The sequence below is a fragment of the Simplicispira metamorpha genome, assembly GCF_004341365.1.
Lineage (GTDB): Bacteria > Pseudomonadota > Gammaproteobacteria > Burkholderiales > Burkholderiaceae_C > Simplicispira > Simplicispira metamorpha.
This window is the reverse complement of the sequence record NZ_SLXH01000011.1, coordinates 71,746-95,978: the sequence shown is the minus strand read 5'-3', so window position 1 is coordinate 95,978 and position 24,233 is coordinate 71,746. Positions and strand designations below refer to the sequence as shown.

At 62.2% G+C, this 24,233-nt stretch carries 19 protein-coding genes; 11 read left to right on the top strand and 8 right to left on the bottom strand.

Going from position 1 to position 24,233, the window contains the following annotated elements; genetic code table 11:
• Positions 1 to 4: 4 nt before the first annotated feature.
• A complete protein-coding gene (gene scpA / locus EV674_RS07845; RefSeq protein ID WP_119012638.1) occupies positions 5 to 2,167 on the bottom strand; it encodes a methylmalonyl-CoA mutase in 2,163 nt (720 codons plus the stop codon).
• Between the two features lie 130 nt (positions 2,168 to 2,297).
• Between scpA and EV674_RS07840 the strand changes: the two genes are divergently transcribed.
• Positions 2,298 to 2,933, top strand: coding sequence for a GntR family transcriptional regulator (locus EV674_RS07840; RefSeq protein ID WP_119012607.1), 636 nt, complete (start codon positions 2,298 to 2,300; stop codon positions 2,931 to 2,933).
• A 41-nt stretch (positions 2,934 to 2,974) separates the two neighbouring features.
• On the opposite strand, the gene EV674_RS07835 is transcribed toward EV674_RS07840, so the two are convergent.
• Positions 2,975 to 4,309 carry a ferredoxin reductase family protein gene (locus EV674_RS07835; protein ID WP_119012606.1) on the bottom strand — a complete coding sequence of 445 codons (1,335 nt, stop codon included), beginning with the start codon at positions 4,307 to 4,309 and terminating at the stop codon, positions 2,975 to 2,977.
• Between the two features lie 123 nt (positions 4,310 to 4,432).
• On the bottom strand, positions 4,433 to 5,098 hold the full coding sequence (locus EV674_RS07830; RefSeq protein ID WP_119012605.1) for a c-type cytochrome: 666 nt from the start codon (positions 5,096 to 5,098) through the stop codon (positions 4,433 to 4,435).
• Positions 5,099 to 5,320: 222 nt separating this feature from the next.
• On the opposite strand from EV674_RS07830, the gene dusA reads away from it, so the two are divergent.
• The 4 genes from dusA to rsxB all read left to right on the top strand — a co-directional run bounded on the left by dusA (position 5,321) and on the right by rsxB (position 9,839).
• Positions 5,321 to 6,334 carry a tRNA dihydrouridine(20/20a) synthase DusA gene (dusA, locus tag EV674_RS07825; RefSeq protein ID WP_119012604.1) on the top strand — a complete coding sequence of 338 codons (1,014 nt, stop codon included), beginning with the start codon at positions 5,321 to 5,323 and terminating at the stop codon, positions 6,332 to 6,334.
• A 29-nt stretch (positions 6,335 to 6,363) separates the two neighbouring features.
• Positions 6,364 to 7,431 (top strand): GTP pyrophosphokinase, encoded by a 1,068-nt coding sequence (locus EV674_RS07820; protein ID WP_119012603.1) that lies wholly within the window; start codon positions 6,364 to 6,366, stop codon positions 7,429 to 7,431.
• A gap of 234 nt (positions 7,432 to 7,665) precedes the next feature.
• Entirely contained in the window at positions 7,666 to 9,174 is a 1,509-nt protein-coding gene (locus EV674_RS07815) for a polyhydroxyalkanoate depolymerase (RefSeq protein ID WP_119012602.1), read from the top strand.
• A 5-nt stretch (positions 9,175 to 9,179) separates the two neighbouring features.
• The gene (gene rsxB / locus EV674_RS07810; protein WP_119012637.1) at positions 9,180 to 9,839 is read left to right on the top strand and encodes an electron transport complex subunit RsxB; all 660 of its coding nucleotides are present in this window, start codon (positions 9,180 to 9,182) and stop codon (positions 9,837 to 9,839) included.
• A gap of 4 nt (positions 9,840 to 9,843) precedes the next feature.
• Here rsxB and EV674_RS07805 read toward each other — a convergent pair whose 3' ends face one another.
• Positions 9,844 to 11,358 carry a methyl-accepting chemotaxis protein gene (locus tag EV674_RS07805; RefSeq protein ID WP_119012601.1) on the bottom strand — a complete coding sequence of 505 codons (1,515 nt, stop codon included), beginning with the start codon at positions 11,356 to 11,358 and terminating at the stop codon, positions 9,844 to 9,846.
• A 243-nt stretch (positions 11,359 to 11,601) separates the two neighbouring features.
• On the opposite strand from EV674_RS07805, the gene dapC reads away from it, so the two are divergent.
• From dapC to EV674_RS07775, 6 genes are all read left to right on the top strand, one after another.
• Entirely contained in the window at positions 11,602 to 12,807 is a 1,206-nt protein-coding gene (gene dapC, locus EV674_RS07800) for a succinyldiaminopimelate transaminase (protein WP_119012600.1), read from the top strand.
• 8 nt (positions 12,808 to 12,815) lie between these two features.
• A complete protein-coding gene (gene dapD, locus EV674_RS07795) occupies positions 12,816 to 13,640 on the top strand; it encodes a 2,3,4,5-tetrahydropyridine-2,6-dicarboxylate N-succinyltransferase (protein ID WP_119012599.1) in 825 nt (274 codons plus the stop codon).
• Between the two features lie 82 nt (positions 13,641 to 13,722).
• The gene (locus tag EV674_RS07790; protein WP_119012598.1) at positions 13,723 to 14,892 is read left to right on the top strand and encodes a PilT/PilU family type 4a pilus ATPase; all 1,170 of its coding nucleotides are present in this window, start codon (positions 13,723 to 13,725) and stop codon (positions 14,890 to 14,892) included.
• Between the two features lie 19 nt (positions 14,893 to 14,911).
• Positions 14,912 to 16,096, top strand: coding sequence for a succinyl-diaminopimelate desuccinylase (gene dapE, locus EV674_RS07785; protein ID WP_119012597.1), 1,185 nt, complete (start codon positions 14,912 to 14,914; stop codon positions 16,094 to 16,096).
• Positions 16,093 to 17,049, top strand: coding sequence for a 50S ribosomal protein L3 N(5)-glutamine methyltransferase (prmB, locus tag EV674_RS07780; protein ID WP_119012596.1), 957 nt, complete (start codon positions 16,093 to 16,095; stop codon positions 17,047 to 17,049). Before dapE ends, prmB begins: the two co-directional genes overlap by 4 nt.
• A 67-nt stretch (positions 17,050 to 17,116) precedes the next feature.
• Positions 17,117 to 19,189: an ABC-F family ATP-binding cassette domain-containing protein gene (locus EV674_RS07775; RefSeq protein ID WP_119012595.1), complete on the top strand. Its 2,073-nt coding sequence runs from the start codon at positions 17,117 to 17,119 to the stop codon at positions 19,187 to 19,189.
• Between the two features lie 304 nt (positions 19,190 to 19,493).
• Here the strand turns inward: EV674_RS07775 and phbB are convergent, their stop codons facing one another.
• The 4 genes from phbB to EV674_RS07755 all read right to left on the bottom strand — a co-directional run bounded on the left by phbB (position 19,494) and on the right by EV674_RS07755 (position 24,215).
• Positions 19,494 to 20,231, bottom strand: coding sequence for an acetoacetyl-CoA reductase (gene phbB / locus EV674_RS07770; protein ID WP_119012594.1), 738 nt, complete (start codon positions 20,229 to 20,231; stop codon positions 19,494 to 19,496).
• A gap of 133 nt (positions 20,232 to 20,364) precedes the next feature.
• Positions 20,365 to 21,135, bottom strand: a complete 771-nt coding sequence (locus EV674_RS07765) for an EAL domain-containing protein (protein ID WP_119012636.1) — start codon at positions 21,133 to 21,135, stop codon at positions 20,365 to 20,367.
• A 147-nt stretch (positions 21,136 to 21,282) separates the two neighbouring features.
• Positions 21,283 to 22,461 (bottom strand): acetyl-CoA C-acetyltransferase, encoded by a 1,179-nt coding sequence (locus EV674_RS07760; RefSeq protein ID WP_119012593.1) that lies wholly within the window; start codon positions 22,459 to 22,461, stop codon positions 21,283 to 21,285.
• 41 nt (positions 22,462 to 22,502) lie between these two features.
• Positions 22,503 to 24,215, bottom strand: a complete 1,713-nt coding sequence (locus EV674_RS07755) for a PHA/PHB synthase family protein (RefSeq protein ID WP_119012592.1) — start codon at positions 24,213 to 24,215, stop codon at positions 22,503 to 22,505.
• Positions 24,216 to 24,233 lie beyond the last annotated feature (18 nt).

The window sequence follows — 24,233 nt, the reverse complement described above, 5'->3', positions numbered from 1 at the left end:
GCGCTCACGCCGCCAGGGCCTTGCGGATTTGTTCCAGCACATCCTTGGCGCTGGCCGGAATCGGCGTACCGGGGCCGTAAATGCCCTTGACGCCCGCTTCGTACAGGTGCTCATAGTCTTGCGCCGGGATCACGCCGCCGACAAACACGATGATGTCGTCCGCGCCCTGGTCTTTGAGCGACTGGATGATGGCGGGCACCAGCGTTTTGTGGCCCGCAGCCAGCGTGCTCACGCCCACGGCGTGCACGTCGTTTTCGATGGCCTGGCGGGCGCATTCTTCGGGTGTCTGGAACAGCGGGCCCATGTCCACGTCAAAGCCCAAATCGGCAAAGGCCGTGGCCACCACTTTGGCGCCGCGGTCGTGGCCGTCCTGGCCCAGTTTGGCGATCATCACGCGCGGGCGGCGACCTTCTTGCTCGGCAAAGGCGTTGATCTCTTCTTTCAGCTTGTCCCAGCCTTCGGCGGAGTCGTAGGCGGCTGCGTACACACCGGTCACCTTTTGCGTGTCGGCGCGGTGGCGCCCGTAGATTTTTTCGAGCGCATCCGACACCTCGCCCACCGTGGCGCGCAGGCGAATGGCGTTGATGGCCAGCTCCAGCAGGTTGCCCTGGCCGCTTTCTGCTGCGGAAGTGAGAGCATCCAGCGCTTGGCTAACACGGGCTGCATCGCGTTTGGCCTTGATATTTTTCAGGCGCTCGATCTGGCCGTCGCGCACCTTGACGTTGTCAATTTGCAGAATATCGACCGGGTCTTCCTTGGCCAGCTTGTACTTGTTCACGCCGACGATGACTTCCTTGCCCGAGTCGATGCGCGCTTGCTTCTCGGCAGCGGCCGCTTCAATCTTCAGCTTGGCCCAGCCGCTGTCCACGGCAGCAGTCATGCCACCCATGGCCTCGACTTCTTCGATGATCTTCCAGGCGGCGTCCATCATGTCCTGGGTCAGCTTTTCCATCATGTAGCTGCCGGCCCAGGGGTCCACCACGTTAGTGATGTGCGTCTCTTCCTGGATGATGAGCTGCGTGTTACGGGCAATGCGCGAGCTGAACTCGGTGGGCAACGCAATGGCTTCATCCAGCGCGTTGGTGTGCAGGCTTTGCGTGCCGCCAAACACCGCTGCCATGGCCTCGATGGTGGTGCGCACAATGTTGTTGTAGGGGTCTTGCTCGGTCAGGCTCCAGCCGCTGGTCTGGCAGTGCGTGCGCAGCATCAGGCTCTTGGGGCTCTTGGCGTCAAAGCCCTTCATGATGCGGCACCACAGCAGGCGTGCGGCGCGCATTTTGGCCACTTCCAGGTAGAAGTTCATGCCAATGGCCCAGAAGAACGACAGGCGCCCGGCAAAGGCGTCCACGTCCATGCCCTTGTCGATGGCGGTCTTGACGTATTCCTTGCCGTCGGCCAGCGTGAAGGCCAGCTCCAGCGCCTGATTGGCACCGGCTTCCTGCATGTGGTAGCCCGAAATCGAGATCGAGTTGAACTTCGGCATGTTTTGGGCCGTGTACTCGATGATGTCGCCGATGATTTTCATCGACGGCTTGGGCGGATAGATGTAGGTGTTGCGCACCATGAACTCTTTCAGAATGTCGTTCTGAATGGTTCCGGAGAGCTTGTCCTGGCTCACGCCCTGCTCTTCTGCTGCTACCACGTAACCGGCCAGCACGGGCAGCACGGCGCCGTTCATGGTCATGGAGACGCTCACCTTGTCCAGCGGAATCTGGTCGAACAGGATTTTCATGTCCTCGACCGAGTCAATGGCCACGCCGGCCTTGCCCACGTCGCCGGTGACGCGCGGGTGGTCGCTGTCGTAGCCGCGGTGCGTGGCCAGGTCAAACGCCACCGACACGCCCTGCCCGCCTGCGGCCAGGGCCTTGCGGTAAAACGCGTTGGATTCTTCTGCGGTGGAAAAACCAGCGTACTGGCGAATCGTCCAGGGGCGCACCGCGTACATGGTGGCCTGGGGGCCGCGCAGGTAGGGCTCAAAACCGGGCAGCGTGTTGGTATGGCGCAGATCGGCGGTGTCTTCTGCCGTGTACAGCGGCTTGACCACGATGCCATCGGGCGTCGTCCAGTTCAGGGCATCGACATTGCCGCCGGGGGCGGATTTGGCGGCGGCGCGTTGCCAGTCTTCGAGGGAGGCGGACTTGAATTGGGGTTCGTCAGGGCTGCTCATGGGCATGTTCTCCGGTCGCTAAGAGAGTTGCTGGCTCGCTCGCAATGCTTCGCAGGCCCGCACGATTGGCGGCGAGTGTAACGCATCCATAATTATTAATTTATAGTTTTCTTCGGTATATTGCGCGCCTATGTCTGCTGTCATCCTGACCCCCCGAGCGCTCTATGAACAAGTGGCTGAGCAGTTGCGCCAGCGTATTTTCCAACGCGAGCTGGAGCCCGGCAGCTGGATTGACGAACTGAAGATTGCCGAAGAGTTCGGCATCAGCCGCACGCCGCTGCGCGAGGCGCTCAAAGTGCTGGCTGCCGAAGGTCTGGTCACGATGAAGGTGCGCCGTGGCGCCTATGTGACAGAAATGAGCGAAAAAGACCTGCGTGACGTGTACCACCTGCTCAGTTTGCTGGAAAGCGACGCTGCTGGCGTGCTGGCCACCACGGCCACTCCGGCCCAATTGCAGACGCTGCAAGCACTGCATACCGAGCTGGAAGCGGCGGCCCCCGAGCGAGAGCGTTTTTTTGCCGTCAATGAGCGCTTTCACATGCAGGTACTGGAGATGGCAGACAACCGCTGGCGCAGCCAGATGGTGGCCGATTTGCGCAAGGTGATGAAGCTCAACCGCCACAACTCGCTGCTCAAGCAGGGGCGCATTGAGGACTCTCTGCAAGAGCACCGTACCATTCTGGATGCCCTGCTGGCGCGCGATGCCACCGCCACGGTGGCCGCCATGCAGGCGCACTTTGCGCAGGGGCTGGAAGCCGCAACCTGATTCCATTGTCTGCTTGGCCCGGCATGTGTCCGCTGCGCTGGTTAGCGCATCTGGAACAGCTCCTGGTGAAAGCGCTCGGGCGGCAGTCCCATGGCCACCAGGTCTTTTCGCAAAGACTGGCCAAACGGTGCAGGGCCGCAAAACCAGATATCGGCCTCGCGCCACGCGCTCACCTGCTCGGTCAGGCGCTCGGCAGTGAGCAGGCCGTCGCGCTGGCTCCAGAGCACATGCAATTGCACTTGGGCGGCATCGGCGTCGCGCTGCACCAGGGAGATGGCGTGCTCGTCATAAACCGCAGTGGGGTGAAACAGATCAATGGCCCTGCCATCGGGCGCTGCTGCCAGCGCCTTCATGCGCGCAATGAACGGCGTGATGCCAATGCCCGCGCCCACCCAAATCTGCCGCTGCGCCGTGCCCTGAAAGTTGAAGCGCCCGTAAGGCCCTTCCATCTTGACCACATCGCCCACGCGCAGGCGCTTGCTCAGGGTGCGGGTGTAGTCGCCCAGCGCCTTGATGATGAAGGTGATGTGCCCGTCGCCCGTCCAGGCCGATGAGATGGTGTAGGGGTGTGGCCCCTCGTCCTCGTGCAGGGTGACAAAGGCGAACTGGCCCGTGTCATGCCCGGCCCAGCGGCCTTTGCACTGGATTTCCACCTCGATCACGTCCAAGGCAGCATGGTGCCGGATACGGGCCACCTCGCCCACCACCTGGCGCCCTACCGCCACGCGCCGAAACAGCACCATCAGCGCAGACACCGTACCCGCAGCCATCCACAGCGCCATCACCGGGCCGAGCAGACCGCTCCAGTAATCAAACTTGAGCAGCACCACCGAATGCCACATCAGCGCCAGATAGGCCACGGCCAGCAGGTGGTGTGTTTTGAAAAAATGCCGGTACGGAAAGCGCTTGACCAGTGCCAGCACCATCAGCAGCGCAGCGGCGTAAAAGGCCCACTCGCCAATGCCCTCGGCCAGGCCACGCTGGCCCATGAAGAACTGCTGCACGGGTGCATCCAGCAACACGGCCCGGGGGCCGCGTGCAGGCCGCTGCAACCAGCCCCAGCCCACCATCCACTTGGGCGCCACGGCCAGCAGCCAATGTGCCACTGACACCACCAGTGCCGTGATGCCCAGCCATTTGTGCAGGCGGTACATCTTGTCCAGGCCGCCCAGATACGGCTCAAATACCACCGGGCGCACGGCCAGCACCATGGCCACGCTCATCACGCCCATGGCCAGCACGCCGCTGTATTGCATCAGCAGCGTGCGCCAGGCAAAAAAGTGCGGGGGTGGCGTCCAGGCGGGCAGTTCTGCCAGCAGCCACAGCGCTGTCAGAACGGCCAGAAAGCCGACAAAAAATCGTTGAATGTTGCGCATCAGGCACCTCTGGCAATGAATTTTTGCACTATAGGCAGGCTGTGTAACAGCGAACGGCGTTGCCTGGTGTCTGCCTGGTAAAGGTCTGGTACGAGGTGGCCCGTGCGCGCGGTGGGGCCGTGTTCAGGGCATGGCGGCGACAAAGGCCACCACGGCCTGTATGTCGGCGGGCGTCATCTGCCGCGTGCTGGGCGTCATCACCGAGTTGGCGCGCACGCTGGAGCCATCGCGGTAGCGCTGCAAGGTCAGGTTCAGGTAGCCCGGCTGTTGTCCGGCAATGCGCGCAATCTGGGCATTGCCCTGGCCATCGGTGCCGTGGCACTGTTGGCAGGATTTGGCATATACCGCCTGCCCTTTGGCTGCCAGCGTAACCGCCGTGGCCGGGCGGTGCACCACCGACTGGCCCGCGTAAAACAGCACCATGCCCACTTTTTCATCGCTGTCCATGGCCTTGATCATCCCTTCCATGAACTCATTGCGCCGCCGCCCCTCGGCAAACTGGCGCAACTGTTCCAATAAATAGGCTGGGTTTTGCCCGGCCAGATTGGGAATATCGGTTTTGACGCTGTTGCCGCCTTCGCCGTGGCAATGCGCGCACACGGCTGCCACCTTGCGCCCCGTGGCGAGCAACGTTTGCGCCAACTGGGGGTCGGCCTGGGCCTGCTGCAACCGCGCATTCAGGTCTACAGAGGCGGTGGCACGGGCCTTGGCCGGTTGGGCCGCCACCGGCTGCCACCAGAGCACGGTCAACAATGCAGTGGCCAAGACCACCGGAAAGCGCTTTGCCATGGGAAACCCCTTTTTGTGAAAAGGTCATTCTAGACAGGTCTTGCGGCTGGCTTGGGTGGCTAGCGCAGTCTGTGCGCCCTACCTGCCTGCAAGGCGGTGTGTGGCGCTGAAAAAAGATTCATTTTTGATAGCTGCTAGCGCCCGTCACGTAAGGGATTGAAGCCAATTTTGTCTTTAAAACAAGCCCCCCAGGCACGGACGAGCAGTGGGATAATGCCACCCATGTCTGATGCCCCCGAAGCCGTTTTTACCCCCCTTTCCGACAGCCACAACCCCTGGCGCATGAGCGTGGCGCCCATGCTGGACTGGACAGATCGGCACTGCCGGTTTTTTCATCGCCTGCTCTCGCGCCACGTGCTGCTGTACACCGAAATGGTCAATGCGGGCGCCATCGTCCACGGCGGCACCGAGCGCCATTTGCGCTTCAACGCCGAAGAGCACCCCGTGGCGCTGCAACTGGGCGGCAGTGACCGCGACCTGCTGACCCAAGCCGCCCGCCTGGGCGCGCAGTGGGGCTACAACGAGATCAACCTCAACTGCGGCTGCCCCAGCGAGCGTGTGCAGCGCGGCGCCTTTGGCGCCTGCCTGATGCAAGAGCCCGCGCTGGTGGCCGATTGCGTCAAGGCCATGGTCGATGTGGTCAGCGTGCCGGTCACGGTCAAGCACCGCATCGGCATTGACAAGGACGAGAGCTACAGCTTTGTGCGCGACTTCATTGGCACCGTGGCCGAGGCGGGCTGCAACGTGTTCATCGTGCATGCACGCAACGCCTGGCTCAAGGGCCTGTCGCCCAAAGAAAACCGCGATATTCCGCCGCTGCGCTACGGCGTGGTGGCGCAGCTCAAGCAAGATTTTCCGCAGCTCACCATTGCCATCAACGGCGGCTTGAACACCGATGAGGCGGTGCAGGCACAGCTGGCGCTGGTCGATGGCGTGATGGTCGGGCGCGAGGCCTACCACAACCCCTGGTGGCTCACCCGCTGGGACGCGCTGTACTACGGCGCGCCGCAAAACACCCTCACCCGCGAGGCCATCGAAGCCACCATGGTGGACTACATGGCGCGCGAAGCCGCGCAGTACGGCACCCCCTGGCCGCACATTGCCCGCCACATGCTGGGCCTGCGCCACGGCCTGCGCGGCGCGCGGCTGTGGCGCCAGGTCTGGAGCGACCACCGCCTCAAAGACCTGCCCGCGCACCAGGTGCTGGCGCTGGCCACGCAGACTTACGCAGACTAAAGGTTACAGCCCTTTTGCCCCTTACCGCTATGCCCTCTTTGGACTTTGACCTGGAAGAATCCGTCTTCCACGCCTTCTACGGCCAGCACCGGCAACTGCTGGAGGCCGCCCTGGCCGACTACGTAGCGCAACTGACCAGCGCCCTGGAGCGTGCAGGCGGCATCGAGGTGTCCAAAATCGAAGGCCGCGTCAAAGACAAAACCGAGTGCGTGCGCAAGTTTTCGCGCAAATACCGCACGGCGCTGGAAGAGAGCAACACCGCCTACACCATCGCCCCTTACATCACCGACCTGATCGGCGTGCGCGTGGTGTGCCTGTATGAGGACGAACTCGACAAAGTGGCGCAGGCGGTGCGCGCGCAGTTTGACGTGATGGAAGTGACCGACAAGGCCGCAGCGGTCGAGAGCACCGAGGCATCGTTTGGCTACAAGGGCCTGCACCTGGACTTGCGCCCCCGGCTGCTGCCCGGCGCACCGCCAGCGCCCCCCGGCGCGCAGCGCTACCCGTTTGAATTGCAGGTGCGCACCATCGTGCAAGACGCCTGGGCCGTGCTGGACCACAAGATCAAATACAAAAAAGCCATTCCGGGCCCGCTCAAGCGGCGCATCAACGTGCTGGCCGCCTTGTTTGAACTGGCTGACCGGGAGTTTCGCCAAATCCGCGACGCCACCGAGGCCGAATTGCTGCAAGCGCCCGACGAAACCGCCACCGCCCCGTCTGGCGAACCCGAACAGCCCCCCGAGAGCGCGCCCGCGCCGGGCAGCCGCCTCAATGCGTTCACCTTTTTGAAAATTGCCACGCATTTCTTCAAGGACTACACCTTCGAACCCCACCATGTGGACAGCTTTGTTGATGACGTGCACCACTGGTCGCCTGACATCACGCGCGCGGGCTTCAACACCTTGGTGCGCGAGAACATTGGCACCGTCAAGCGCTACAAGCAGTACCTGGAAGAGCAAAAAAATGGCCGCAAGCTCAACCCCTATACCGTGATGCGTCACAGTTTGTATCTTGGCAACAACAGCGTATTCAGCGCGGCACTGGGCAAAGGCGCACGTGAATCGTTTGAAACCTGGTTGAGCGACAACCCGACGTAACCTGCAAGCCTGCCAGCGCGGATCAGCGACCCTTTCTATTTTTTGATCAAAAATGCCTGAAAGGCGCATGCAGAAAGCGCATACAGCTATCATTTTTGATAAATTGAAAAAATCCTTATGCCGAGTGTGGTTGACACCAAACTGACGGATAGATGCAGGTGCAGAAGCGCAAAATTTCCCCGTGCCACGTAACAGAGTGCTGTTATATTGCACTGCAACATAACGGATATCCCTATGCTTTATCAGCTCTATGAAACCCAACGCTCCCTGATGGAGCCCTTTTCGGACTTTGCCCAAGCCTCCGCAAAGCTCTTCAGCAATTCGGCCTCGCCTTTGGGCCAAGCGCCGATGGCACAGCGCATTTCAGCGGCTTACGACCTGTTTTACCGCCTGGGTAAAGACTACGAAAAGCCAACGTTTGATATCAAGACCGTCAACGTGGACGGCGTGGAAGTCGCCATCCACGAGCGCATCTATCTGGACAAGCCGTTTTGCGAGCTGCGCCGCTTCAAGCGCTTCTCCGATGACCCGGCCACCCTGACCAAACTCAAGAACCAGCCTGTGGTGCTGATCGTGGCCCCCCTGTCGGGCCACTACGCCACGCTGCTGCGCGATACGGTGCGCACCATGCTGCAAGACCACAAGGTCTATATCACCGACTGGAAGAACGCCCGTCTGGTGCCCCTGTCCCAAGGCGAGTTCCACCTCGACGACTACGTGAACTACGTGCAGGAGTTCATCCGCAACCTGCAAGCCCAGTATGGCAACTGCCATGTGGTGAGCGTGTGCCAGCCTACGGTGCCGGTGCTGGCTGCCGTGTCGCTCATGGCCAGCCGGGGCGAGAAGACACCCCTGTCCATGACCATGATGGGCGGCCCGATTGACGCGCGCAGCTCCCCCACGGCGGTGAACGACCTGGCCGCCAAGCGCAGCTACGAGTGGTTTGAGAACAACGTCATTTACCGGGTGCCAGACAGCTTTCCGGGTGCCGGGCGCCGCGTTTACCCGGGCTTCTTGCAATACACCGGCTTTGTCGCCATGAACCCTGACCGCCACATGGTCAGCCATTACGACTACTTCAAGAACCTGATCAAGGGCGACGACGCCAGCACCGAAGCGCACCGCAAGTTCTACGACGAGTACAACGCCGTCCTGGACATGGACGCGCACTACTATCTGGAAACCATCCGTACCGTGTTCCAGGAATATTGCCTGGTCAACGGCACCTGGGATGTGCGCTCCACCGAAGGCAATCTGGAGCGTGTGCGCCCGCAAGACATCAAGAACACCGCGCTGTTCACAGTCGAAGGCGAACTGGACGATATCTCCGGCGCAGGCCAAACCCAGGCAGCGCACGGGCTGTGCAGCGCTATTGCCGAGAGCGATAAGCTTCACCTGGAAGCCAAGGGCGCAGGCCATTACGGTATTTTTAGCGGTCGGCGCTGGCGCGATGTGGTGTACCCGGCAGTGCGTTCCTTCATCCTGCGCAGCCAGAAAACCATGTCCGCACAGGCTGCTCCGCAGGCGATCATTGCTGCCGCCGTGGCTGTTGCGCCTACTGAGGTGCCAGTCGGTGTGCCAGAGGCCGTACCAGACAACGCACCTGCCGCTGAAGCGACCCGCAGTGCCACGGGCGCGGCCGCTTCGATGCAACACAGCGATGCGGAACACGCCACCACCACCGTGACTGCAGCGCCCAAAGCATCGCCAACAACATCCAGGCGATCGTCGCGCAAGGGTTGAGCACCGTGTCCGGCGCCACACACCAGCGCTCTGGCTGGCAGGCGCTGGCCGTGCGCATTGATGCGGCCTTGCCGCAAACGCAGTGCACACGCTGCGGCTACCCTGATTGCAGGCGCTACGCCGAGGCCATTGCCCAGGGCGAGGCTGCGATCAACCAGTGCCCTCCCGGTGGCGCCGCTGGGGTGGCCCGCCTGGCGGCCCTGACCGGTCAGGCATTGACCCCGCTCAATCCAGAACACGGTGCCGAAGGTTCTCGCGCCGTGGCACTGGTGGATGAAAACTGGTGCATTGGCTGCACCTTGTGCATCAAGGCCTGTCCAACAGACGCCATCGTGGGCGCCAATAAATACATGCACACCGTGGTGTCAGCGCACTGCACGGGTTGCGAGTTGTGTATTCCGGTGTGTCCTGTTGATTGCATCGCGCTGGTCAATGCCAGCGGCGCGGCCACTGGCTGGTCTGCCTGGTCGGCAGCGCAAGCCCAGCACGCCCGGGAGCGCTATGGGCAGCGTCAACAGCGGCTGGCGTTGGATTCCGATGGCTCAAACGCCGACGGCAGTGCTGTCTCGGCGAGCCAAGCGAGCACTCCCCCCACGGCACTACCAGACCGGAAAGCCACGATCGCCGCTGCCCTGGAAAAAGCCCGCGCCCAGCGCATGCGCTGATATATCAGCCGCGCTGCACCAGGGTTTTGTACACCCCACAGCCCAGGTAGGCGTCGTCCACACGCTGCACAAAAGACATTTTGGTTTGCACCGCCCCTGTCACCGGGTTGGTGAAGTCGTACTCTACCCAGCCGGGGCCACGCTGGGCCTGCGCCATGATGTCGTGTACCAGCTGGTCGCCCGCAATACCCGGCACATCCTGCACCCGCGTTCCCACCCGCGCGGGATTGCCGGCAAAGGCCCGGTAAGCGCCCGTGCTGTCGAGCACAAATACATACATATCGCGGTCATGAAAAGGCTGGGCCGGGTCTGTCAGGGTGCGCAGGTACTGATCGCGAGGACAGCGAGCGCGCAGGGCCGCTGCCCGTTCAACCAGTGCCACCGCCTCCTCGGCGGTGCCTTGTTGTAGGCGAAACGTAGCCACCGCGCGCGACAGCGTGCTGGCACGCCCCTCCAGCGCCAAAGCCTGCTGCACTGCGTGCCCCACCATCTGGGCGTTGTCCTGGGTGATCTGGTCAAGTTGGCGCACGGCGGTGGTAATTTCTTGCAGACCGTTGCTTTGCTCCATGCCCGAGGCCGCAATGCCCGACATGCTGGCAGCCACGCCCCGAATGCCCCCAGCCATCTCGGCAATGCCTGCGCCCACGCTGCGGATGATGGCGGCACTGGCCTCCACTTGCTGCACCGAGGTGTTGATGAGTTTGCGAATCTCGCGCGCCGCTTCGCCAGAGCGCCCCGCCAGCATGCGCACTTCAGACGCCACCACGGCAAAGCCACGTCCTTGTTCACCGGCACGCGCGGCTTCCACCGCTGCGTTGAGCGCCAAAATATTGGTCTGAAAAGCGATGCCATCGATCACGCCAATGATTTCATTCATGCGCCGCGCACCTTGCTGGATGGCTTCCACCGATTGCACTGCCCGCGCCATCTCCTGGGTACCTTGGTCTGCCGTCTGGCTGACTTGGCTGGCACGCTGGTCAGTGGCGCTAGCCACCTGGGCGTTGCTTTGCACGGTGGCAAAAATCTGCTCGACGCTGGCGGCGGTTTCTTCCAGGTTGGCTGCCTGCTGCTCTGTGCGCTCGGACAGGGCGCGGTTATCGGCGGCCAGGCTTTGGCCCGCGTGCGACACCAACGCCGCGTTGCTGCGGATGTCCGCCACCATGGCCGAGAGCGTGAGCACCATGCGGTCCAAGAGCCGCGCCAAATCCGACAGTTCATCGCGCCCTTGGGTGGGCAGGTGTGTACACAAATCGCCCTGGGTGGTTTGCTCCATGGCATGGGCCAGCGCCTGAAGGTCGGCTGACCAGCTGGCATACAGCGCGGCCATCAAATACAGCACCAGTGCCACGGATGTTGACACCCCACCCCACACCACACCCGCCGACATGCCCCAAGCCGTGGAGGCACTCACCGCCAACAGCGTGGCCAAAAACACCAGGCCCAGCAGCAGCAATTTGCCCGACAGGCGCAAACGGCGCATCAACCACAGACCGGGGCGCAGGGGATGGAATCCAGACATAAGCAGCAAGTCTCCAGGGCATTTTTTATAAGGCAATTCGCTGTGCTGTCATCCTGGCCCCGCAGGTGCAGCACTTGCAGCGTGCATGCCAAGTGCTGCTAACGCGCCTTGGCAAAGGCGCATAGTGGTAAAAATTACTTGCTCCTTACTGACAATTTGTTGTAAATCAAGGTTTACCCCCATGGTTGAAGGGTGGCTTCCCGTGCCGCGCAACGCAGCAGCCATCACGGATAATGGCGCCCCATGAATCCCCTGCTCTCGCGCCTACAGCCCTATCCTTTTGAGCGTCTGCGGCAACTTTTTGCCTCCGTGACCCCGCCCGCACACCTCTCGCCCATCAGCCTGGGCATGGGTGAGCCACGCCACGCCACGCCTGCCTTCATCAAAGACGCTCTGGTGGCCGGCCTGGGCGGGTTGGCCAGCTACCCCGCCACGGCGGGCGAACCCCGCCTGCGCGAAGCCTTCACAGGCTGGATAGCGCGCCGCTACGGTCTGGCGCTCGACCCGGCCACGCAGGTGTTGCCCGTCAATGGCTCGCGCGAGGCGCTGTTTGCCTTTGCGCAAACCATCATCGACCCGACCCGTGAAGGCGCCGTGGTGGTTTGCCCCAACCCGTTCTACCAAATCTACGAAGGCGCCGCCCTGCTCTCAGGGGCCACGCCCTACTACGCCCCCAGCGACCCGGCGCGCAACTTTGCCGTCGATTGGGACAGCGTGCCAGAGGCCGTCTGGCAGCGTACCCAGTTGCTGTTTGTTTGCTCGCCAGGCAACCCCACGGGCGCAGTGATGCCGCTGCCCGAGTGGGAAAAACTGTTCGCCTTGTCAGACCGCCACGGCTTTGTCATTGCCTCGGACGAGTGCTACAGCGAGATCTACTTCCGTGACGAGCCGCCGCTGGGTGGCCTGGAGGCCGCCGCCCAACTGGGCCGCAGTGATTTCAAAAACCTGGTCTCTTTCACCAGCCTGTCCAAGCGCAGCAACGTGCCTGGCCTGCGCAGCGGTTTTGTCGCCGGTGATGCGGCGCTGCTCAAAGCCTATTTGCTCTACCGCACCTACCACGGCAGTGCCATGGGCCCGGCGGTGCAAGCCGCCAGCATTGCTGCCTGGAACGACGAGCAGCACGTCATCGACAACCGCGCCCAATACCGCCAAAAATTTGCCCAGGTCACGCCGCTGTTGGAGCGCGTGATGCCCGTGTCCTTGCCTGACGCGGGTTTTTACCTCTGGGCCCAAGTGCCCGAGCATCTGGGCATGAGCGATACCGACTTCGCCCGCCAACTGCTGGCTCAATACAATGTGACCGTGCTGCCCGGCAGTTACTTGGCCCGCGAAGCCCACGGCGCCAACCCCGGCGCCCAGCGCGTGCGCATGGCCTTGGTGGCCGAAACCGCTGAGTGCCTGGAAGCGGCCCAGCGCATCGTGCAATTCATCCAGTCTCCCTCCCCCTGAAGCCTCCCATGACCCAACAACTGCAAAGCACCATCGAATCCGCGTGGGACAACCGCGCCAGCCTCTCCCCCGCCTCGGCCCCTGCCGAAGTGCGTGAAGCTGTCGATTACGTCATCTCCCAGCTCAACAACGGCAGCCTGCGCGTGGCCACCCGCGAAGGCGTGGGCCAGTGGACGGTTCACCAGTGGATCAAGAAAGCCGTGCTGCTGTCTTTCCGCCTGAAAGACAACGAACTCATCCGCTCGGGCGATCTGGGCTTTTACGACAAGGTGCCAACCAAGTTTGCCCACCTCTCGGCAGAAGAAATGGCCGCCACCGGCGTGCGCGTGGTGCCGCCCGCTGTGGCCCGCCGTGGCAGCTTCATTGCCAAGGGCGCCATCCTGATGCCCTCTTACGTCAACATTGGCGCCTATGTCGATGAAGGCACCATGGTTGATACCTGGGCCACCGTGGGTTCTTGCGCGCAAGTGGGCAAGAACGTGCATTTGTCGGGCGGCGTTGGCCTGGGCGGTGTGCTCGAACCCCTGCAAGCAGGCCCCACCATCATTGAAGACAACTGCTTCATCGGTGCGCGCTCGGAAATCGTCGAAGGCGTGATCGTCGAAGAAAACTCGGTCATCAGCATGGGTGTGTACATCGGCCAGAGCACCCCCATTTACGACCGCGCCACCGGCGAGATCAGCTATGGCCGCGTGCCCTCGGGTTCGGTGGTGATTTCTGGCAGCCTGCCCAAAGACAATGGCCGCTACAGCCTGTACGCCGCCATCATCGTCAAGCGCGTCGATGCCCAGACCCGCGCCAAAACCAGCCTGAACGACCTGCTGCGCGACTAAAAACGCAAGGCCACTGCCCGCAGCGCCCTTGCGGGCGCAGGTTCGCCGCCCACCCGCTACACCACGATAGGGACTACATCCAATGAGCACGATGGAGCGCATCCTGCGCCTGATGGCCGAAAAAAAGGCCTCGGACGTTTACCTTTCGGCCAACGCACCGGCGCTGATCAAGATCAATGGCGAATGCCTGCCGATCAACAACCAGATCCTGCCGCCGGATGCGCCGCGCAATCTGCTCTCGGAGATCGTGGCCCCCAATCGCATCGAGGAGCTGGAAGAAACCGGTGAGCTGAACATGGGCGTGCCACTGTCGGGTGTGGGGCGTTTTCGGGTCAGCGCCATGCGCCAGCGTGGCAGCTACGCCGTGGTGATCCGCTTCATCGCTCAGGAAGTGCCCAACCTGCAAGACCTGAACCTGCCGCCTGCCTTGGGCGACCTGATCATGGAAAAGCGTGGCCTGGTGTTGGTGGTGGGTGCCACCGGTTCGGGCAAAAGCACCACGCTGGCGGCCATGATCGACAAGCGCAACACCCTGCAAACCGGCCACATCCTGACGATTGAAGACCCGGTCGAATTTCAGTTTCGCAACAAAAAATCCATCGTCAACCAGCGCGAGGTGGGCAGCGACACGCAATCGATGCAAATCGCCCTGAAAAACGCCCTGCGCCAGGCGCCAGACGTGATTCTGATTGGCGAAATCCGCGACCGCGAATCCATGTCGGCGGCCATTGCCTACGCCCAGTCGGGCCACTTGTGTCTGGCTACGCTGCACGGCAACAACAGCTACCACGCACTGAACCGGATTTTGAGTTTCTACCCCGTCGAGGTGCGCGCCACCATGCTGAGCGATTTGTCTTCGGCCCTCAAGGCCGTGGTCACGCAGCGCTTGGTACGCACTGCCGCCGGGGCCCGCGTGCCCGCCGTCGAGGTCATGCTCAACACCAAACTGGTGTCTGAGCTGATTGAAAAAGCCGATTTTTCGGGCGTCAAAGAGGCCATGGAAAAATCCATGGCCGAAGGCTCGCAAACCTTTGAAGAGGATTTGGCCCGCCTCATCCTCGAAGGCCGCATCGACCGCAAAGAGGGCCTGGCCTACGCCGACTCGCCCACCAACCTCATGTGGCGCCTGCAAAACGACTTCTCCCTGGCAGCCAAGGCCGCGCAGGTGAACAAGGCCGTGCAGGATGCCAAGCTCGAAGACGACGTGCCCTCTTTCACTGAAATCATTTTGGACGTCAAGCCTGGCGCCTGACCTTTCCCCTCTTTTATCCATGTCCCTGACCCTGAACCTGGCCGAGCAGCTCATCTCGCGCCCCTCCGTCACGCCCGAGGATGCCGGCTGCCTGCAACTGCTCACCGAACGCCTGCAACCCCTGGGCTTTGTTTGCGAACCCATGGACAGCGGCCCTGCCGAGTTCCGTGTGCAAAATTTGTGGTCAAAACGGCCTGTAGCGCCCGCGCAGCAAGCGCAAGCAGCTATCAAAACCATAGTATTTGCTGGCCATACCGACGTGGTTCCCACCGGCCCGCTGGCGCAGTGGAAAAGCGATCCCTTCATCCCCACGCACCGCGACGGCAAGCTCTATGGCCGGGGCGCCAGCGACATGAAAACCTCCATCGCCGCCTTCGTGGTGGCCGTGGAAGAGTTTTTGGCCGCCACGCCCGCGCCGCTGTTGAACATCGCCTTCTTGCTCACCAGCGATGAGGAAGGCCCCTCGGTCGATGGCACCAAGGTGGTGGTCGAGCAGCTCAAGGCGCGCGGCGAGACCATGGACTACTGCATCGTGGGTGAGCCCACCGCGGTCAAGCGCACGGGCGACATGATCAAGAATGGCCGCAGGGGCACCTTGAGCGGCAAGCTCACCGTGCGCGGCATCCAGGGCCACATTGCCTACCCGCACCTGGCGCGCAACCCCATCCACGAAGCCGTGCCCGCACTGGCCGAACTGTCCGCCACCCGCTGGGACGAGGGCAACGCATTCTTCCAGCCGACCAGCTGGCAGATGAGCAACATCCACGGTGGCACCGGGGCCAGCAACATCATCCCCGGCGCGGTGGTCATCGACTTCAACTTCCGCTTCTGCACTGAATCCACCGCCGAGGGCCTGAAAAAGCGCGTCCACACCGTGCTCGACCGCCACGACCTCGAATACGAACTGCAATGGACGCTGGGTGGCCAGCCCTTTCTGACCACCCCGGGCGATCTGGTGGAGGCCGTGCAGCAAGCCATTGCCGCCGAAACCGGTCTGACCACCGAGCTGTCCACCACCGGTGGCACCAGCGATGGCCGCTTCATCGCCACCATCTGCCCGCAGGTGGTGGAGCTGGGCCCGCCCAACGCCAGCATCCACAAAATTGACGAGCACATCGCCATTGCCGACATCGAACCCTTGAAAAACATCTACCGCCGCACCCTCGAAAACCTGCAGGCGCAAGCCGTGGCAGCCAGCGCATGAGTGGCGCACTGCCCTCCTCTGCCGCCCCGCAGGCCACACCCGCCAATCTGCCCCCGCTGGCGGGCGACACCCTGGGCGCACTGGTCGAATCCGGCACGCGCCTGCTGCAAGCGGCGGGCGTCTCTTTTGGCCACGGCACCACCAACGCCCACGACGAAGCCGCTTGGCTGGTGCTGTGGCGCCTGGGTCTGGCGCTCAATACCCCGCTGGACGCTGACGACACCGATTCACAACAAAACAGGCCGGTAACGCCCGCCCAGCTTGCGCAAGTAGCTACGCTTTTTGATGAGCGCATCGCCACGCGCAAGCCCGCCGCCTACCTCACGCGCCAGGCCTGGCTGCAAGGCGTGCCGTTTTATGTGGACGAGCGCGCCATCGTGCCGCGCAGCCTGATTGCCGAGCTGATCGTTGATGGCGGTTTTGACGACTTTCTGGGCGAGCACACCCAGCGCGTGCTGGATTTGTGTACCGGCAACGGCAGTCTGGCCGTGCTCACTGCCATGGCCTGGCCTGAGGTGCAGGTCACGGGTGCCGATATTTCCGAAGACGCCCTGGCCGTGGCCCGCATCAACGTCGATCAACACGGCCTGCAAGAGCGCATCACGCTGCAAGTGTCGGACGGCCTGGCCTTCGTTCCCGGCCCTTGGGACTTGATCATCTGCAACCCGCCCTACGTCAACAGCCAAAGCATGGCCCAGCTGCCCGCCGAGTACCGGGCCGAACCCGTGCTGGCGCTGGCGGGCGGAGCCGATGGCATGGACTTCATCCGCCGCCTGCTGCAAGACGCCCCCGCCTGCATGACCGAACATGCCGTGCTGGTGCTGGAAATCGGCAACGAGCGCGATTTTTTCGAAGCCGCCTTCCCACAGCTGCCTGTGTTCTGGCTCGACACCAGCGCAGGCGGCGACCAGGTTTTGCTGGTCACGCGCGGCGCCCTGCAACGCTTTGTTTGAAACCCACCCGTTCGGGGTGCCCTGTGCGCCCTGAACCAACCGTGCGCCCCTGCGCGCACCGCACCCCATGATTACCCTGAAAAACGTCACCTTGCGCCGCAGTGCCAAGGTGCTGCTCAATGGCGTCAACGCCACCATCAACCCCGGTGAAAACGTCGGTCTGGTCGGACGCAACGGCGCTGGCAAGTCCAGCCTGTTTGCGCTGCTCAACGGCTCGCTGCACGAAGACGGCGGCGACTTCTACATTCCCACCCAATGGCGCATGGCGCAGGTGGCACAGAACATGCCTGAAACCGACGAATCGGCCACCGATTTCGTCGTCGCGGGCGACACCCGCCTGACCGAGCTGCGCGCCGCACTGGTGCGCGCCGAGGCCGAAGACGACGGCATGGCCATTGCCCACGCCTACACCGATCTGGCCGACGCAGGCGACCACGACGCCGTGCCGCGCGCGCAGGCGCTGATTCTGGGCCTGGGCTTCAAAGTGTCCGAGCTGGACAAGCCCGTCAACAGCTTCTCGGGCGGCTGGCGCATGCGCCTGCAACTGGCGCGCGCGCTGATGTGCCCGTCAGACTTGCTGCTGCTCGATGAGCCCACCAACCACTTGGACTTGGACGCCCTGGTCTGGCTGGAGGCCTGGCTCAAGCGCTACGAAGGCACCATGATCGTCATCAGCCACGACCGCGAGTTTCTCGACGCCGTGACCAACGTGACCATGCACATCGACAACGCCCAGCTCACCCGCTACGGCGGCAACTACAGCAAGTTTGAAGACTTGCGCGCCCAGCAGCTGGAGTTGCAACAGGCCAGCTTTGCCAAGCAGCAAGAAAAAATCGCCCACCTGAAGAAGTTCATTGACCGCTTCAAGGCCAAGGCCAGCAAGGCCAAGCAGGCGCAAAGCCGGGTCAAGGCGCTGGACCGCATGGAGAAAATCGCGCCCGTGCTGGCCGATGCCGACTTCACCTTCGAGTTCAAGGAGCCCACCAACCTGCCCAACCCCATGCTGGCCATCAGCGATGCCGCGTTTGGCTACCGTGCCGAAGACGGCAGCGAAACGGCCATCCTGCACAACGTCAGCCGCAGCGTGCTGGCGGGCCAGCGCATCGGCATTCTGGGCGCCAACGGCCAGGGCAAATCCACGCTGGTCAAAACCATTGCCCGCACCATGGCGCCGCTGGCAGGCACCGTGACCGAAGGCAAGGGCTTGTCGATTGGCTACTTTGCCCAGCAAGAGCTGGACGTGCTGCGCCCGCACGAAAACCCGCTGGAGCACATGATTCGCCTGGCCAAAGAGCTGGGCCCGCAAAGCCGCGAATCCAGCCGCGAGCAAGATTTACGCAGCTACCTGGGCACGTTCAACTTCACGGGCGACATGGTCAAGCAAAGCGTGGGCAGCATGAGCGGCGGCGAAAAAGCCCGTCTGGTGCTGGCCATGATCGTCTGGCAGCGCCCCAACCTGCTGCTGCTGGACGAGCCCACCAACCACCTCGATTTGGCCACGCGCGAGGCGCTGTCCATGGCGCTGAACGAGTTTGAAGGCACGGTGATGCTGGTCAGCCACGACCGCGCCCTGCTGCGCGCCGTGTGCGATGAGTTCTGGATGGTGGGCCGGGGTGCTGTCGGCCCCTTCGATGGTGATCTGGACGACTACCAGCGCTACCTGCTCGACGAAGCCAAACGCCAGCGAGAACTGGCCAAGCTGGAGGCCGCTGCCGACAGCGCCGCGCTCAAAGCCGCTGGGGCCGCACCACAGGCCGCAGCAGCCACCACCGCCGCTGCGCCGGAAGTTACTCCTGTTTTGATAGCTGATAGCGCACGTCCAGAAATCGCTACAGGCCAAAATGACCCTAAAAAATCAGGCGATGGCCGCGACCAGCGCAAGCAAGACGCCCAGGCACGCCAGCTGCTAGCACAAAAGCTGCGCCCGCTCAAACGCGAGCTGGAGCAAATCGACCAGCGCATGGCCGCCTTGAATGCCGAGTGCAGCACCCTGCACGAGCGCCTGACCCAGCCCCTGCCCCCCGCCGAGATTGCCGACAGTGGCCGTCGCCTGAAAGCCTGCACCGATGAAATCGCCACCCTGGAAGAGCGCTGGCTGGAGCTGTCCGAAGAAATAGAAGCGCAAACCGCCGCGTTGTGATGGTGCGCCAACGGCGTCTGCGGGCCCGCGCATACCTTGTTGCATTTTTTTTGAAATGGCTGTCAACGCACTGCATTGGGGCCGCGTTGAAGTTCCATCACAGACACTTTTGCAAAGCAAATGACCATGACCACCACCACCATCCTCTCCGCCTGGCCTGAAGACGAACGCGATCGCAAGCGTGCTCCCAGCCGCATGTGAGGTGTGTTCCCTGCGGTCAGTGCGCTGAATCATCCCAGCGCCCACCGCCCACAAAAAAACCCCGCATTGCGGGGTTTTTTGCAGTCTGGTCGAAACCAGAAAATCAGCTCATGTGCAGGCCGCCGTTGACCGAGAACTCGGCGCCCGTGGCGTAGCCACCTTCATCCGACGCCAGCCAGGCGATGATGGAGGCAATCTCGCTGGGTTTGCCCAAGCGCTTGACGGGCACGGTGGCGATGATCTTCTCCAGCACATCGGGGCGGATGGCGTTGACCATATCAGTGCCGATGTAGCCAGGGCTGACGGTGTTGACCGTTACGCCCTTGGTGGCCATTTCTTGTGCCAGGGCCATCGAGAAGCCGTGCATACCCGCCTTGGCAGCCGAGTAGTTGGTCTGGCCAGACTGGCCTTTTTCACCGTTGACCGACGAAATGTTGATGATGCGGCCCCAGCCTTTTTCCACCATGTCGGCCACCACTTGCTTGGTGACGTTGAACATGCTGTTGAGGTTGGTTTCGATGACCTGATCCCAGTCTTCGCGGGTCATCTTCAGGAACATGCGGTCGCGGGTGATACCGGCGTTGTTCACCAGCACGTCAATGCTGCCGTGCTCGGCCTTGGCTTTGGAGAACGCCTCGACGGTAGAGTCCCAATCGCCCACGTTGCCCACCGAAGCGTAGAAGGTGTAGCCCAGCTCTTTTTGCTCGGCCAGCCACTTGGCATGGTCGCGCGTGGGGCCGCAGCCGGCGATGACCTTGAAACCCTCTTGGTGCAGGCGCTGGCAGATGGCCGTTCCAATGCCACCCATGCCACCAGTGACGTACGCTACTCTTTGGCTCATTCTCGTTCTCCTTGTTGCAGATTCTTGTTGCTATCACTTTAACCAAGATTTGTGATGCAGCAGTGCAGGAAAACACTGTAGTGCGGTATTTTTTATCGCCTGTATGTGAGGGTTCCGACAACAGTGGGGGTGCTCAAGACAGCGGCAGCGCTTCCCAGGCGGGGCGGGCAAACCAGTAACCCTGCTGGTAGCGAACGCCTACCGAACTCAGGTACTGCGACTCCTGCACGGTCTCTACCCCTTCGGCCACCAAGTCAATCTGCAGCTTGTCACACACCAGGGCAATGCCACACACAATGGCCTGGCGCACGGGGTCTTGGTGGATATTGCGGATCAGCTCCATATCGAGCTTGATTACGTGCGGCTGGAACTGCACCAGCATGTTCAGGCCCGCATAGCCCGCGCCAAAATCATCAATGGCGGTGATCAGGCCCTGGCGGCGGTACTCGTTGAAGATGGCCTTCAGGTGCGCACCGTTGGTGACTTGTTCGCCCTCGGTCACTTCAAACATGATGCGGTCGTGCGGAAAACTGAAGTTGTGCGCTGCTTCCATGGTGGCACGGATGCAGGTTTCGGCGCGGTACACCGCATTGGGCAAAAAATTGATGCTCAAACGGCAACCTGGCAGCGCAGCCAGATGGAGCCGCGCCGCCAGTTCAATCGCCTTGACGCGGTAAGCCTGGTCAAAACGGTAGCGGTTGGAATCATCGACCCAGCCCAACACCGTGGCCGCTGATTCGCCATTGACACCGCGCACCAGTGCCTCGTAGGCAAAGGGGCGTTCTTCGACCAGATCCATGATGGGTTGGAACGCCATGGTGAAGTCGAATGGCAACTGGCTTTTGTCCCGGCAGACATTGCAGCCTACGGGTTCAAAGGGTTGGGCAAAAAATGTGGTGTTCATGGGGTGACCCAGTGTAAATGCACTGCCTTTGACAATCCCACGAAAAAAGCCGCGCAACGGCGCGGCAGAAAACCCCAAGGGGTGGGGTGCAAAGACGGACTCAGCGCACCAGCGCGCCACTCCTTTGCACCCGTTGGGGGGCTTGGCTTAGCGCTCCAGAGCCAGCGCCACGCCCATGCCGCCGCCAATACACAACGCGGCCAGACCTTTCTTTGCGCCACGGCGCTGCATTTCGTGCAGCAGCGTCACCAGAATGCGGTTGCCCGATGCGCCGATAGGGTGACCGATGGCGATGGCACCACCGTTGACGTTGACCTTGGCGGGGTCAATGCCCAGCTCCTGGTTGACAGCACAGGCCTGGGCGGCAAAAGCCTCATTCAACTCGAACAGGTCGATGTCGGCAGCGCTCCAGCCTGCGCGCTGCAATGCCTTGCGGGTGGCCGAGACAGGGCCCATGCCCATGATGGCGGGGTCCAGGCCGCTGGTGCCGTAGGCGGCAATGCGGGCCAGGGGTGTCAGGCCCAGGGCAGCGGCTTTTTTGGCGGTCATCACCACCACGGCGGCGGCACCGTCGTTGATGCCCGAGGCGTTGCCAGCGGTCACGGTGCCGGCTTTGTCAAACGCGGGGCGCAGGCCTGCCAACACGTCGGCGCTGGTTTTGCGGTTGAGGTATTCATCGGCGTTGAAGACGACGGGGTCACCTTTGCGCTGGGGAATGCTCACGCCCACGATTTCATCGACAAACTTGCCAGCGTCCTGCGCGGCAGCGGCCTTTTGCTGGCTGGCCAGGGCCAGAGCATCTTGCATGTCGCGCGTGATGCCGTATTGCTTGGCCACGTTTTCAGCGGTGATGCCCATGTGGTACTGGTTGTACACGTCCCACAGGCCATCGACGATCATGGTGTCCTGCATTTTCCAGTCGCCCATGCGCTGGCCGTCGCGCGAACCGTTCAGCACGTGGGGGCTGGCGCTCATGTTTTCCTGGCCACCGGCGACCACGATCTCGCTGTCACCCGTGGCCACGGCCTGGGCCGCCAGCATCACGGCCTTGAGGCCCGAGCCGCACACGGCGTTGATGGTCATAGCGGGGGTTTCCTTGGCCACACCGGCTTTGAGCATGGCCTGGCGCGCAGCGTTCTGGCCCACGCCAGCGGTCAGCACCTGGCCCATGATGACTTCACCCACCTGGTCCAGGCCCACACGGGCGCGTGCCAGGGCTTCTTTGATCACGATGCTGCCCAGTTCGGTGGCAGGCACCTTGGCCAGTGCGCCGCCAAATTTGCCAACAGCCGTGCGTGTGGCGGAAACGATAACGATGTCTTCCATGGTGCGATCCTTGTTGTCGAAAATTGAAGAAAAGTACGGGCTCAGGCTTTTTGTTTCACGTAGCGGCCAGGGGCAGGCTCAATGGCTTTGAACTTGACACCTTTGCCGTAGGTTTTGGGTGCAGCAATTTGCTTGCCAGCGTGGGCTTGCAGCCAGTTGCTCCAGTCCGTCCACCAGCTGCCTTTGTGCTCTTGGGCGCCTTCCAGCCAGGCCTCCAGCGTGTCGGGCAGTTCACCGTCCTCGCGCGTCCAGTGGCTGCGCTTGTTTTTGGCCGGTGGGTTGATGACGCCAGCAATGTGGCCCGATGCGCCCATGACAAAGCGTTTCTCACCGGGCAGCACCTGGGTGCTGGCGTAAGCGCCGTTGATGGGCACGATGTGGTCTTCGCGCGAGCCGTAGATGTACACCGGAATATCGATCAGCCCGAGGTCGATTTTTTCACCGCAGACGGTCAGCTTGCCCGGCTGGATGAGGTTGTTTTCCAGGTACATGTTGCGCAGGTACCAGGCATAGAACGGCCCGGGCAGGTTGGTGCTGTCGCTGTTCCAGTACAGCAGGTCAAACGGCGGCGGGGTTTCGCCCTTGAGGTAGTTGCCCACCACGTAGTTCCATACCAGGTCATTGGGCCGCAGAAAACTGAAGGTGGACGCCAGCTCCTGGCCTTTGAGCAGACCGCCCTTGCCCATTTGCATCTCGCGGAACTTGACCGACGTTTCGTCAATGAACACATCCAGAATGCCAGTGTCGGTGAAGTCCAGCAGCGACGTCAGGAAGGTGGCGCTGGCCACTGGCTCACGCCCGCGCGCGGCCAGCACGGCCAGGGCATTGCTGAGCAAGGTGCCGCCCACGCAAAAGCCCAGCGCATTGACCTGCTCGGCGCCGGTGACTTGCTGCACCACACTGATGGCTTCGATCACGCCGTCTTCGACGTAGTCGTCCCAGGTTTTCTGGGCCATTTCGGCATCGGGGTTGCGCCAGCTCACCACAAAGGTGCGGTGGCCTTGTGCCACGGCATAGCGCACCAGCGAGTTCTCGGGCTGCAAGTCCAGGATGTAGAACTTGTTGATGCACGGTGGCACCAGCAGGAAAGGCCGCTCATAGACTTTGCCCGTCAGGGGCTTGTACTCGATGAGCTGGAAGATGTCGTTTTCAAAAACCACGGCGCCTTCGGTGGTGGCGACGTTGCGGCCCACCTCGAACAAACTCTCGTCGGTCATGGAGACATGGCCCTGGCGCAGGTCGTTCACCAGGTTTTTCAAGCCTTTGGCAATGCTCTCACCTTTGGTTTCGATGGCTTTTTTCTGTGCCTCGGCATTGAAGGCCAGGTAATTGCTGGGCGCCATGGCCGCCAGCCATTGCTCGACACCAAAACGCACGCGGTTGCGGGTTTTTTCATCGGCTTGCACCGACTCGGCCAGCTCCATCAGCGTGCGGGCGTTGAGCAAATACGTGGCCGCCGAAAAGGCCGCAACCGGGTTGCTCTGCCAGCCGTCGCCACTGAAGCGTTTGTCAGAGGCCGCCAGGGTAGAGGCTTGCAGGCTCTGGTTCCACAGCGCTTTGGCCTCTTCAAGGTACTGTTGCTGCACTTGTTGCAGCTTCTCGGCGGGTATTTGCAAGGGTGCTGCTGCGGCGCCAGGGGCTCCTGCACCGCCTGCCCCCATTTGCTGCAAGGATTGCAAGACCTGCGAAATCTTGTCTCCAAAAATCTGCTGAAATTGCTGGGCGTTCTGTGCCCAGGGTGATTCAGAATCCATGTTGCCTCCTGAGAATTG